Raw genomic sequence first — 12120 nt, 5'->3', positions numbered from 1 at the left:
CGTCTCTCTCTAACCAAGGTGCCGCAATGACCCTGCCCTCTCCACCGGCGTCTTCGCCGTCCCTCGCTGCAGTCACGGCCTTTGTCGGCGGCGGCAACATGGCGCGCAGCCTGATTGCCGGGCTGATCGGGCAAGGCGTGCCCGCCGCCAGCATCCGCGTTGCCGAACCGGTGGCCGAGCTGCGCGCTGCGCTGTCGAGCGACTTCGGCGTGCAGGTTGAAGAACAGGCGCGTAGCGCGGTGCAAGGCGCCGACATCTGGGTGTTGGCGGTCAAACCGCAGGTGATGCCGGCCGTGTGCGCGCAGCTGGCCGACCTTGCGCAGACACAGCAACCGCTGCTGGTCTCGATCGCGGCCGGCATCACCGCCACCCAGTTGCAGCGGTGGTCCGGCGGCGCTACGGCGGTGATCCGCGCGATGCCCAACACGCCCGCCCTGCTCGGTGCCGGCGTCACCGGGCTGTACGCCACTGCATGCGTGTCGGACGCACAACGCGCGCAAGCGACCCAGTTGCTGGACAGCGCCGGCGTCACCGTGTGGATCGACGACGAAGCGCAGATGGACGCAGTGACTGCGGTCTCCGGCAGCGGGCCTGCCTACGTCTTCCTGCTGGCCGAAGCGATGGAAGCGGCAGCGCAGCAACAGGGCCTGCCAGCCGACACGGCGCGCACGCTGGTCTTGCAGACACTGCTTGGCGCCGCGCGCATGCTGACCGAATCGGGCGATGCCCCGGATGTGCTCCGCCGCCGCGTGACCTCGCCCAACGGCACCACGCAGGCAGCCATCGAGACATTCCAGGCCGGTGGCTTCGAAGCGCTCGCCGCCAAGGCGATCGCTGCGGCGACCGAACGCGGCCGCAGTCTGTCGGCCGCCAACGATTAGGCAGCCTCCGCTTGTTCCAGCGCACGGTTCCCGGTGAAACACGGCGCGCTGCTGTCGCTGCAAGCGAATATCGGCCTTGCGCACCGCCCGGCCAGGTGTCCAGTGCAGTCGGGACAGCAGCGCCATCGGCACGCGCAGAGAGCTGCCTCGGTCGCACCATGCAGGGACACAAACGCGTCCACCGCCTCGCGCAAACGACCTGCTGCTGTGCGTCAGACACCGGCCGAATCTGCGCATTGCGCGTGCACGACACCGAATCTGATGCGTGATTTTCGCCACTGGTGAACGAATACCCGTCAAAAGACGCTTTTTTCGGCCTGTTTCATCGTTTACCTATTGGCGGCGCGCAACAGTTGCCCTACATTTCGCGTTGCCGACTGGGTCGGCAGACCCAACACCACCACAGATCACGGAACACATAACTCATGGCAAAAACCGCCGCTAAGAAGGCTGCCCCCAAGAAGGCAGTGAAAAAGGTCGCCGCAACCAAGACTGCGAAGCCGGCCAAGGCCGCCGCGCCGAAGCCGATCAAGGAAGCGCTGAGCAAGACCGGCCTGGTCGCGCACATCGCCGAAACGACCGAGCTGGCTCCGAAGGACGTCCGCGCCGTGCTGGCCTCGCTGGAAGCGGCAGCGCACGCCTCGCTGAGCAAGAAGGGCATTGGCTCGTTCACCCTGCCGGGCATGCTGAAACTGACCACCGTGCATGTGCCGGCCAAGCCGAAGCGCAAGGGCATCAACCCCTTCACCAAAGAAGAGCAGACCTTTGCGGCCAGGGCCGCCACCACCAAGCTCAAGGCGCGTCCGTTGAAGAAGTTGAAGGACGCCGCGCTCTAATCGCGCACGCATCCGGTGTCATGGAGACGGCCTGCGGGCCGTCTTTTTTTTACCAGCGTCGCACCGCGCACAGCACATTGCGCTCATCGTCGCTGTCCTACCCTGGGCGCTGGTTGATAACGCACAGGTGCCTGTGACCGACCCATCGACAACGCCGCCGCCATCGACAGCACGTCCGTCGTCGCCTCGTAGCCCCGCACGCCGCGTGCGTAGCCTGCTGGTGTCCATCGCCCTGCTGTGCGTGTTGGGCGTCACTGCGCGCTGGACCTGGCAGCTGCCGATCGCCGAGCAGTTGCGCACCAGTTGGGAGCTCTCGCGCATGCCGCCACCCACGCAACTGGCCGTTCCGGTCGAGGGCGTGCGAGCACGGCAGATCGCCGATACCTTCGGCGCGCCACGGGGCAGCGATCGCACGCATGCGGGGGTGGATATCTTCGCGCCACGCGGCACGCCGGTGGTGGCAGCAACGCGCGGCGTGGTCAGCGCCATCCGCGACCGCGGCCTGGGCGGCAAGCAGGTCTGGTTGCTGGGCCCGGCAATGGAGCGGCATTACTACGCACATCTGGACGACTGGGCCGCCGGCCTGAAGGTGGGCGACGTCGTCGAGCCCGGTACCCAGCTCGGCATGGTCGGCACCACCGGCAACGCGCGCGGCACGCCACCGCACCTGCATTACGGTATCTATGCGCGCAACGGTGCGTACGATCCGCTGCCATTGCTGCGCCGTTCCTTGCCAGAGCCTGCAAACTGAGCACGCTGGAACACTGCGTCATGTCCCACCCTATCGAGGCCGATGCGTCCTGCGCCTATGGTGGCGACAGCCTTAAGGAACGACGCGACTCCATGTTACGCAAACGCTACCGCATCACGGTCACGCCCATCGAAAGCGACGGCCGCCCTTGTGACGATCGCTGCACCATCGAATTCGAGCAGCGCTCACGCGCCGACTGGATGCGGCTGCTTGAAGAACTGCACCTGCGCCGCGACCTGAGCAGCGACGAATGCGCTGCCCTCACCGTTGGCTCGCAATTGCTCGAAGACCTGGCCGCGCGCCCGCGCGCCCAGCCCAGCGATGCACTGGATGCCCTGCGGCCGAAGCTGCAGCTGTTGCTCGATCGCCTGCAACGCGTACAGCCCACCCCGCGCACCTGAGGGTGGTATCGGCAGCGCACGTACTCGCTACACTGCGCGCATCGGGGAACGGGAGGCACCATGCACTGGCTTGCAATCGTTGGGCTCGCACTCGCACTTGCCGGCTGCAGTTGCCAGCGCACCGCCGATCAAGACGCGGCCAGTGTTGCAGCGGCGCCCGCCGCCACACCGGCAGCACCGACCACTGCGGAGAGCGGCACGCCCGCAGCAGCGGCAGATGCGATGGGTCCCGACGAGGCCGCAACGCGCGCCAACTTTGCCAATGCAAGCGCTACCGTGCAGCGGTACCTCGGTGCGCTGCCTGGTTCCGGGCGTGCGCAGGCCGACGCGCTGTGGACCGGTGGTCGTCCCCCGCCGATGCCCGACGACGCCGTCCTGCGCGGCATCGGCGATATCCGCTCGATGCGCATCGACAACGATTCGCCGGTCGCGTTGGATCAGCAGCGTCCGCCGCGCCTGATCGAAGTGCCGGTGCGCGTGATCGTGCGCACCGGCGCCGGCACGCAGCAGCTGGTCGGCGCCTACCGGCTCCAGCCACGCGCCGGCAGCGACAGCTGGGAAATCTATTCGGCGACCTTGCAACCGGTGCTGCGCTAACAGGCGCGCGCCGCGAGCTCCCCCCCCCTCCACACGCGCGCACCAGGCATCAGTGCCTAGGAGGCAACCACAGGCCCCTAATCTGTGGTTCACCGGCGCTGACTAAGGTGATGTCACCTGTTGCCGGAGTCACCCGATGAAATCGCGTTCGCTTGCTGCATCCCTGCTTGCCCTCGCCTTGGCGATGCCTCTCACCAGCGCCTGGGCCGCGCCGCAGATCCAGGGCCGCCAGATCAGCGTGCAAGCCGCCGACCTGCAGCAGTTTCTCGGTGGCCGCTTCCCGCAGACACATGATGCATTGGGTGGACTGGTCGAAATGACGGTCAGCAATCCTGCATTGACGCTGCCGCCCGGTGATCGGCTCAAGATGACATTCGATCTGGCATTGGCAACTGCCGGCGGTGCGCCGGCGCCGGTGGGTAACGTGACCTTGACCAGTGCGTTGCGCTACGACACTGCCAAGCAGGGCTTTTATCTCGATCAGCCCACCATCGACGATTTCCGCCCGGCCAATGCCGGTGCCAAGCTCGACCACAGCACCCGCCAGCTGCTCAATGCCTGGCTGGCCGATTACGCACGCAAGGAACCGATCTACCGCATCGACCCGTCCATCGCCGCGGTGATGGGCAATGTGCAGGTGGAGTCGGTCGGCATCCAGAATGGACGCGTGGCGGTGAACTTCAACCAGAACATCGAGCAGCTGGTGCCGGCAGCCGCGCTGTCCGGGAAATAAGGCGAGCCGCCAGGCTCAACGCAGGCGTCGAATGTGCCGTTGCGCCGCTGCGGCTATCCGCGCCCGCAACTGTTCGACACAGACACAGGCCCGGCATCACCATGCCGGGCCTGTGGGTTTTCAGCCGGTTCGACGTTGCGACCAACCGATCAGGCCACCAGCGCCTTCGCCACTGCCGCAGTGAAGGCGGGGATATCGTCGGGCTTGCGGCTGGTGATCAGCGCCCCATCGACAACCACCTCTGCATCCTGCCAGCGTGCGCCGGCATTGCGCAGATCGGTCTTGACCGACGACCACGACGTCACTTCGCGGTCGCGCACCAGATCGCTTTCGACCAGCAGCCACGGGCCGTGACAAATGGCGGCCACCGGCTTGTCCGCGCCGGCAAACGCACGGATCAACGCAATCGCCTGGGCATCGCCGCGCAGGGTGTCGGGGTTGAGGACACCGCCGGGCAACACCAGCGCATCGTAGTTGTCGGCCTTGACCTGATCCAGCCGTTGATCGACCGGCACCGAGTCACCCCAATCGGTATGGTTCCAGGCGCGGATCCGGGCCGCATCGCCAGGCGCAACCACATCCACTTTGGCGCCCCAGGACTCCAGCAGGCGCTTGGGCTCGGTGAGTTCGGATTGTTCGAAGCCATCGGTGGCCAGCACCGCGACGGTCTTGCCGGAGAGCGAATACGACATGGAAGGGCTCCTCACTGAAAGAAGCCCGCACCGTAGGCGTGCGTCCGTTGCGCATGAGTGAACCGATGTATGCGTCGCGTCAGTACGACAGCAGCGCGCGGAGCCTCAGCGCTTCGGTTGCAGCATCGTGCCGGTGCAGTTTTTCGACCCACAACGACATTCCCAGATCTTCTTCAAACGCGGCGTATGACGCTCGCTCAAGGTGATGCCGTAGTTGTAGGTGAGCTCTTCGCCCGGCTTGATCGCACGCTTGGCCTCGATGAAGATCTTGTCCTTGGTGCGGTCCTCGCCCTCGGCTTCTTCGATCACCGCTTCGCAATTGGGATTGCAGCTATGGTTGATCCAGCGCGCGACGTTGCCCTCGTAGTTGGCATCGAGCACGTAGTCGTCGCTGAGCGTGAACAGGAAGGTGTGCCCGCTTTCCACATCGCCGCTGTCGTCGGCATCCACTTCCGCGTGCGTGCGCAACCGCCCCTTGTATTGAATGATGCGCTCGCCTTTGCGGAGCGGGGCGAGGGCGAACATGCCATTGCCGTGGATACGTGACTTGCGGGCGGCAACTTTGCGCGACATGAAGGGGTCCGGTGATGGGGCCGCTCATTGTGACCGCAGCGCGACGATGCGCCAAGCACAAGCGCGCCATCGCTCGCAATGGCCGGTGCTTGCCGGCGCCTGAACCGCGCGGGTGGCCCTGCCGGGCCCGAAAGAGTACAATTTCGGTCCGCTTTCGGATTTCTCGCTGCCCATGCTGCGCGTCACCAAACTCACCGACTACGCCACTGTCGTACTGACCGTCCTGGCTGCACGTGGCAACCAGGTGCTCAGCGCCAGCGAGTTGGCCGAACAGGCCGGCCTGGAAACGCCGACAGTGAGCAAGATCCTCAAGCCATTGTCGCAAGCAGGCCTGGTCGAAGGCCTGCGCGGCGTGCATGGCGGCTACCGTCTGGCACGCGCGGCCAGCGACATCACGCTGGTGGAGATCGTCGAAGCAATGGAAGGCCCATTGGCGATCACCGAATGCAGCCAGGACCACAGCCAGTGCGGCATTGCCCAGACCTGCGGCGTGCGCTCGAACTGGCGCTTGATCAACGACGTGGTGGGCGATGCATTGCGCCGCGTCACGCTCGCGCAGATGTTGCAGCCCCTCTCCCATCCTGGCGACAGCCGTCGGCGTTCCATCGCCGCACGCGTCGCGACCACCTGACCCTGTAGGCAGCCCGATGGCCACCGAACTTGCACCCCCGCAGAACGCCGAGATTATCGAACGGCTGGGCCGACGCTACGACGCCGGCTTCATTACCGACATCGAATCCGATTCGCTCCCGCCCGGTCTGAACGAAGACGTCATCCGTGCGTTGTCGGCCAAGAAAGAAGAGCCGCAATGGATGACCGACTGGCGTCTTGAGGCCTATCGGCATTGGCTGAAGATGCCGATGCCGGAGTGGGCGAAGCTGAAGATCGCCCCGATCGATTTCCAGGCCTTGAGCTATTACTCCGCGCCCAAGGGCCCGAAGTACGCTTCGCTGGACGACGTGCCGAAGGAATTGCTCGACACCTACGACAAGCTCGGCGTGCCGTTGCACGAGCGCGCGCGGCTGGCCGGCGTGGCGGTGGACGCGGTGTTCGATTCGGTCTCGGTCGGCACCACGTTCCGCAAGGAACTGGCCGAAAAGGGCGTGATCTTCTGCTCGATGTCCGAGGCGATCAAGGAACATCCGGAGATCGTCAAGCAGTACCTGGGCAGCGTAGTGCCGGTCGGCGACAACTATTTCGCCGCGCTCAACTCGGCGGTGTTCTCCGATGGCAGCTTCGTGTTCATCCCGGCGGGCGTGCGTTGCCCGATGGAGCTGAGCACCTATTTCCGCATCAATGCCGGCCACACCGGCCAGTTCGAGCGCACCTTGATCGTGTGCGAGGACAAGGCCTATGTGTCGTATCTGGAAGGCTGCACCGCGCCGATGCGCGACGAAAACCAGCTGCACGCGGCGGTGGTCGAGCTGGTGACGCTGGACGATGCCGAGATCAAGTATTCGACCGTGCAGAACTGGTATCCGGGCGACGAAGAAGGCCGTGGCGGCATCTACAACTTCGTCACCAAGCGTGCCGAATGCCGTGGCGACCGCAGCAAGGTGACCTGGACCCAGGTCGAAACCGGCTCGGCGATCACCTGGAAGTATCCGTCCTGCGTGCTGCTCGGCGACGATTCGGTGGGCGAGTTCCATTCGGTGGCACTGACCCACCATCGTCAACAGGCCGACACCGGCACCAAGATGATCCACATCGGCAAGCGCACCAAGAGCAAGATCGTCAGCAAGGGCATCAGCGCCGGGCGTGGGCAGAACACCTATCGCGGCCTGGTCAAGGTCGATCGCAACGCCGATGGCGCGCGCAACTACACCCAGTGCGACTCCTTGTTGATCGGCAAGCAGTGCGGCGCGCACACCTTCCCCTATATCGAGGTGAAGAATCCCGGCGCCACCGTCGAGCACGAGGCCACCACCTCCAAGATCAGCGACGACCAGCTGTTCTACTGCCGCGCACGCGGCATCAGCCAGGAAGACGCGGTTTCGCTGATCGTCGACGGCTTCTGCAAGCAGGTGTTCCGCGAACTGCCGATGGAATTTGCAGTGGAAGCCAAGAAGCTGCTGGAAGTCTCGCTGGAAGGCTCGGTCGGCTGACGCCGCCGAATCGGGAGTGGGGAATGGAGAATCGGTCTCGGTTCTCTTCCCTGCTCCTTGCCGCGCCAACATCTCGCATTACCCATTCCCTATTCTCGATTCCCTATTCCCATGCTCAAGATCGAAAATCTCCACGCCAGCATCGCCGGCAAAGACATCCTCAAAGGCCTGTCGCTGGATATCAAGCCGGGCCAGGTGCACGCCATCATGGGCCCCAATGGCGCCGGCAAATCCACGCTGGGCAATGTGCTGGCCGGGCGCGACGGCTATGACGTCAGCGCCGGCACGGTGCAGTTCGAAGGCGCCGACCTGCTCGATCTGGAGCCGGAAGCGCGCGCCGCTGCCGGCCTGTTCCTGGCCTTCCAGTACCCGGTGGAAATCCCCGGCGTCAACAACACCTATTTCCTGCGCGCCGCACTCAATGCGCAGCGCAAGGCGCGTGGTGAAGACGAATTGGATTCGATGCAGTTCCTCAAGCTGGTGCGGCAGAAGTTGGCCGTGCTGCATCTGAAGGACGAGCTATTGCATCGTGGCGTCAACGAAGGCTTCTCCGGTGGCGAAAAGAAGCGTAACGAGATCTTCCAGCTGGCGGTGCTCGAACCCAAGCTCGCCATCCTGGATGAAACCGATTCGGGCCTGGATATCGATGCGCTCAAGAGCGTGGCCGACGGCGTCAACGCACTGCGCTCGCCGGAGCGTTCGTTCCTGGTGATCACCCACTATCAGCGTCTGCTCGACTACATCACTCCCGACGTGGTGCATGTGCTGTCCGAAGGCCGCATCGTGCAGAGCGGCGGCCCGGAGCTGGCGCTGGAGCTGGAAAAGCACGGCTACCACTTCCTCAAGGATCGCGTGGTGCCCGAGGCGGTTGCCTGATGAGCGCCTTGCTGGAATCTCTCGCCCGCAGTTTCTGCGGCAACGACGCGCGCCGGGCCGAACTCGATGCCGCCCTGCAGACCGGCCTGCCGGGCCCGCGCGCGGAAGCCTGGAAATACACCTCGTTGCGCCAGCTGGAACGACGCAGCTTCCAGCCCGCGCCGCTGGTACCGACACTGATCGACGCGGCCGTGCTGGACGCCATTCCGTCGCCGCGCCTGGTGTTCGTCAACGGGCGCCCGTCCGAAGCGCTGAGCGATGTCTCCACGCTGCCCGAGGGCGTACAGCTGGAAACCTTGTCCGCCTCGCTCGCGGCCAGCGACGACGCGCAGCACCTGCTCGGCCGCCGTTTCGAAGGCAGCGATGAAATCTTCGCCCGCCTCAATGCCGCGCTTGCCGACGAAGGCGTGCTGGTGCGTGTGCAGGACGGTGCGCAGATCGATACTCCGCTGCATCTGGTCTTCGTCAGCGTGGCCGGCGAGCACGACCTGTCCTGGCATCACCGGCATCTGATCGAGCTGCGCGCCGGCGCGGCGCTGAACGTGGTCGAGCATCACCTGCACGTTGGCGATGCCGCGCACCTGAACAATAGCCTGATGCACGTTCATCTGGCCCAGGACACGGTGTTGTCGCATGCGCGGGTGCAGGCCGACAGTGCGCACGCAACGGCGCTGCTGCGCACCGATGCGGTGCTGGCGCGCAATGCGCGCTATCAGCGCGTGGATCTGGAACTGGGCGCCGGCCTGTCGCGCCACGAACTCAACGTGCGCCTGGAAGGCAACAACGCCCAGCTGACCGCCAATGGCGTGCTGCTCGGCAACGGCCGCCGCCATGTCGATACGCGTCTGGGCATCCAGCACATCGCACGCGACACCACCTGCGAACTGGTCTGGCGCGGTGTCGGCGCCGATCGCAGCCGGGTGGTGTTCCATGGCGGCATCAACATCCGTCAGGGCGCCGATGGCACCGATGCACGGTTGTCGAACAAAAACCTGCTGCTTTCGGCCAATGCCGAGATCGACACCCAGCCGGTGCTGGTGATCGATGCCGAAGAAGTGCAGGCCGCGCATGGCGCCACCGTCGGTCAGCTCGACGACAATGCCCTGTTCTATCTGCGCTCGCGCGGTCTGCCGCAAGCCGATGCGCAGCGCTTGCTCAGTGCCGCCTTCTGTCACGAGCCGCTACGCGTGCTGCCCACCGCGCTGACTGCAGTGCTGGCATTGCAGCTGGACCGCGCACTGACCTCGGCAGGCGTGGCATGAACGCACCTGCCGTCCCGCTGACCCAGACACCGGATTGGGCGCGCGTGCGCTCGGATTTCCCCTTGCTGATGCGGCAGGTGCATGGCAAGCCGCTGATCTATTTCGACAATGCCAACACCGGGCAGAAGCCGCTGCAGGTGATTGCCGCCACTGACGAATTCTACCGTCGTCAGAACGCCAATGTCAGCCGTGCGGTGCATGCGCTGGGCACCGAAGCCACCGATGCCTTCGAAGGCGCACGCAGCAAGCTCGCGCGCTTTCTCAACGTGCGCGCCGACGAATTGGTGTTGTGCAGCGGCACGACCTTTGCGATCAATCTGGTCGCTTATTCCTGGGCGCTGCCGCGCCTGGGGGCCAGCGATGTGATCCTGATCTCGCGCATGGAGCATCACGCCAACATCGTGCCGTGGCAGCTGGTGGCGCAACGCACTGGCGCCACCATTCGCGTGGCGGAGATCACGCCGGACGGCGCGCTGGATCTGGACGCGCTGCGCAAGGCGATGACGCCGGAGGTCAAGCTACTGGCGGTCACGCACGTGTCCAATGTGCTGGGCACGGTCAACCCGGTACGCGAGATCTGCCGCGAGGCACGCAAGCGCGGCATCGTCACCGTGGTCGATGGCTCGCAGGCGGCGCCGCATCGGCGCATCGACGTGGCCGGCATCGGCTGCGATTTCTACGCCATCACCGGCCACAAGATGTGCGGGCCGACCGGCACCGGCGCACTGTGGGCGCGGCGCGAACATCTGCAGGCGATGCCGCCGTTTCTGGGCGGCGGCGAGATGATCAAGGAAGTCAGTTTCGACGGCACCGTGTTCAACGACGCCCCGCACAAGTTCGAAGCCGGCACGCCGAATATCGCCGGGTTCATCGGCCTGGGCGCGGCGGTGGATTACCTGGAATCGGTCGGCCTGGCAAACGTGGAAGCACGCGAAGCCGAGCTGCTGGCGCACTTCACCGAAGAGCTGCAGCGCATCGATGGCCTGCGCATCTTCGGCACCACACCGGACAAGGCAGCGGTGGTGTCGTTCCTGATCGAAGGCGCGCATGCGCACGATCTGGCCACCCTGCTCGACCTGGAAGGCGTCGCCATCCGCTCGGGCCAGCACTGCGCGCACCCCCTGCTGCAGTACTACGGCGTGGCCGCGACCTGCCGCGCTTCGCTGGCGTTCTACAACACGCACGAGGAAATCGAGCGTTTCGTCGCCGCATTGAACAAGGTACGCGTGCTGCTTGGCTGATCGCGAGGCTGGATCGGCGATTCGAGATTCGGGAATCGCAAAGGCATGGTGCCGGCCAATCGTTCGCCTGGGGTGTGTGCGCCGGCGCTTTGCTCTACTCTAAAAAATCGCTGGCTAACGCCTGGATAACGCCCACGAGCACGGGGCAAAATGGGCTTCTGCGCTTTTACGAATCCCCCCACTTCCGATCAACCGCCCCTCATGCAGACCACCACCTTCCGTACCGCCACCGTCGACGATATCGATGCGATCGTTTCGCTGGTGACTTCCGCGTATCGCGGCGATGTCAGCCGTTCTGGCTGGACCACCGAAGCCGATCTGCTCGATGGCGTGCGGGTCGAACCGGCCGTGCTGCGCGAGGATTTGTTGCGCAACCGCAGCCTGGTGCTGCTGGTCGAACAGGATGATCGCCTGATGGCCTGCGCGCATGTGGCCGACGACCACGGCGCCGGCTATTTCGGCATGTTTGCGGTCGACCCATCGCTGCAGGGCAGCGGGCTCGGCAAGACGCTGCTGGCCGAAGCCGAGCGCATCGCCTTTACCGAATGGCAGCTGCCGGTGATGCGCATGACCGTGATTGATGTCCGCGCGGAGCTGATCGCGTTCTACGAACGCCGCGGCTATCGCCGCACCGGCATCACCAAACCGTTCCCGTATGGCGACGAACGCTTCGGGGTCCCGCTGCGCCAGGACCTGCGCTTTGAAGTGCTGGAAAAACCGCTGGGCGGCGCAACACCATGAGCGAGAACTGGACGTTCGTCTGCGCCAGCGAGGCACTGTTGCCGGGTGAATTGCAGACTGTCTGGGACGAGGTCACCGACGCCCCGATCGTGGTCTTCAACCTCGACGGCGAGCTGTACGCGCTGGAAGACCGCTGTAGTCACGAGGACTACGAGTTATCGCCAGGCACCTTCGACCCGGCCACCGGCACCATCGAATGCCTGCTGCATAGCGCGCGCTTCGATATCCGCGACGGTCGTCCGTTGTGCGCGCCGGCCTATACCGCCGTACCCAAGTTCCCCGTCAAGCGCGAACACGGCGGTATCTGGACACGCGACGACCGCTGAACGCGGTGGGCTCAACGCACGCAATCGTCACGATGCGCTCTGGCTTCACCCAAAGCGCCAAGGCTTTGGACGCACGATCGCGCCCGGGATGCCAGCGCGCCATGC

Annotated in this window: 15 protein-coding genes; 13 read left to right on the top strand and 2 right to left on the bottom strand. The window is 65.1% G+C overall.

What is annotated here, in order from left to right; genetic code table 11:
• Positions 1 to 32 precede the first annotated feature (32 nt).
• From proC to GGR62_RS16350, 6 genes are all read left to right on the top strand, one after another.
• Positions 33 to 881 (top strand): pyrroline-5-carboxylate reductase, encoded by an 849-nt coding sequence (proC, locus tag GGR62_RS16375; protein ID WP_184408955.1) that lies wholly within the window; start codon positions 33 to 35, stop codon positions 879 to 881.
• A 425-nt stretch (positions 882 to 1306) separates the two neighbouring features.
• Positions 1307 to 1717, top strand: a complete 411-nt coding sequence (locus GGR62_RS16370) for an HU family DNA-binding protein (protein WP_184408909.1) — start codon at positions 1307 to 1309, stop codon at positions 1715 to 1717.
• A 109-nt stretch (positions 1718 to 1826) separates the two neighbouring features.
• Positions 1827 to 2468, top strand: a complete 642-nt coding sequence (locus GGR62_RS16365) for a M23 family metallopeptidase (RefSeq protein WP_184408954.1) — start codon at positions 1827 to 1829, stop codon at positions 2466 to 2468.
• A gap of 92 nt (positions 2469 to 2560) precedes the next feature.
• The gene (locus GGR62_RS16360; protein ID WP_184408953.1) at positions 2561 to 2869 is read left to right on the top strand and encodes a DUF3861 family protein; all 309 of its coding nucleotides are present in this window, start codon (positions 2561 to 2563) and stop codon (positions 2867 to 2869) included.
• A 222-nt stretch (positions 2870 to 3091) separates the two neighbouring features.
• A complete protein-coding gene (locus GGR62_RS16355) occupies positions 3092 to 3466 on the top strand; it encodes a hypothetical protein (RefSeq protein ID WP_184408952.1) in 375 nt (124 codons plus the stop codon).
• 136 nt (positions 3467 to 3602) lie between these two features.
• Positions 3603 to 4199: a DUF1439 domain-containing protein gene (locus GGR62_RS16350; RefSeq protein WP_184408908.1), complete on the top strand. Its 597-nt coding sequence runs from the start codon at positions 3603 to 3605 to the stop codon at positions 4197 to 4199.
• A gap of 149 nt (positions 4200 to 4348) precedes the next feature.
• On the opposite strand, the gene GGR62_RS16345 is transcribed toward GGR62_RS16350, so the two are convergent.
• Together GGR62_RS16345 and GGR62_RS16340 are read right to left on the bottom strand one after the other, a co-directional pair.
• A complete protein-coding gene (locus GGR62_RS16345; protein ID WP_184408907.1) occupies positions 4349 to 4891 on the bottom strand; it encodes a type 1 glutamine amidotransferase domain-containing protein in 543 nt (180 codons plus the stop codon).
• Between the two features lie 105 nt (positions 4892 to 4996).
• Positions 4997 to 5464, bottom strand: a complete 468-nt coding sequence (locus tag GGR62_RS16340; protein WP_184408906.1) for an SET domain-containing protein-lysine N-methyltransferase — start codon at positions 5462 to 5464, stop codon at positions 4997 to 4999.
• 172 nt (positions 5465 to 5636) lie between these two features.
• Here GGR62_RS16340 and GGR62_RS16335 point away from each other — a divergent pair, with 172 nt between their 5' ends.
• The 7 genes from GGR62_RS16335 to GGR62_RS16305 all read left to right on the top strand — a co-directional run bounded on the left by GGR62_RS16335 (position 5637) and on the right by GGR62_RS16305 (position 12015).
• A complete protein-coding gene (locus GGR62_RS16335; RefSeq protein WP_184408905.1) occupies positions 5637 to 6095 on the top strand; it encodes an SUF system Fe-S cluster assembly regulator in 459 nt (152 codons plus the stop codon).
• Positions 6096 to 6111: 16 nt separating this feature from the next.
• Complete coding sequence (sufB, locus tag GGR62_RS16330; protein ID WP_184408904.1) at positions 6112 to 7569, top strand: Fe-S cluster assembly protein SufB; 1458 nt, start codon at positions 6112 to 6114, stop codon at positions 7567 to 7569.
• 111 nt (positions 7570 to 7680) lie between these two features.
• Positions 7681 to 8445 carry a Fe-S cluster assembly ATPase SufC gene (gene sufC, locus GGR62_RS16325; RefSeq protein WP_184408903.1) on the top strand — a complete coding sequence of 255 codons (765 nt, stop codon included), beginning with the start codon at positions 7681 to 7683 and terminating at the stop codon, positions 8443 to 8445.
• On the top strand, positions 8445 to 9707 hold the full coding sequence (gene sufD, locus GGR62_RS16320; RefSeq protein WP_184408902.1) for a Fe-S cluster assembly protein SufD: 1263 nt from the start codon (positions 8445 to 8447) through the stop codon (positions 9705 to 9707). Before sufC ends, sufD begins: the two co-directional genes overlap by 1 nt.
• Complete coding sequence (locus tag GGR62_RS16315) at positions 9704 to 10948, top strand: cysteine desulfurase (protein WP_184408901.1); 1245 nt, start codon at positions 9704 to 9706, stop codon at positions 10946 to 10948. Before sufD ends, GGR62_RS16315 begins: the two co-directional genes overlap by 4 nt.
• 201 nt (positions 10949 to 11149) lie before the next feature.
• Positions 11150 to 11689, top strand: coding sequence for a GNAT family N-acetyltransferase (locus GGR62_RS16310; RefSeq protein ID WP_184408900.1), 540 nt, complete (start codon positions 11150 to 11152; stop codon positions 11687 to 11689).
• Positions 11686 to 12015: a non-heme iron oxygenase ferredoxin subunit gene (locus GGR62_RS16305; RefSeq protein WP_184408899.1), complete on the top strand. Its 330-nt coding sequence runs from the start codon at positions 11686 to 11688 to the stop codon at positions 12013 to 12015. The genes GGR62_RS16310 and GGR62_RS16305 overlap by 4 nt, the downstream gene beginning before the upstream one ends.
• Positions 12016 to 12120: the final 105 nt, after the last annotated feature.

Source organism: Xanthomonas sp. 3075, from assembly GCF_014197275.1.
Lineage (GTDB): Bacteria > Pseudomonadota > Gammaproteobacteria > Xanthomonadales > Xanthomonadaceae > Xanthomonas > Xanthomonas campestris_B.
Note: the sequence above shows the minus strand (reverse complement) of the source record. Positions and strands in the feature narration are given on the sequence as shown.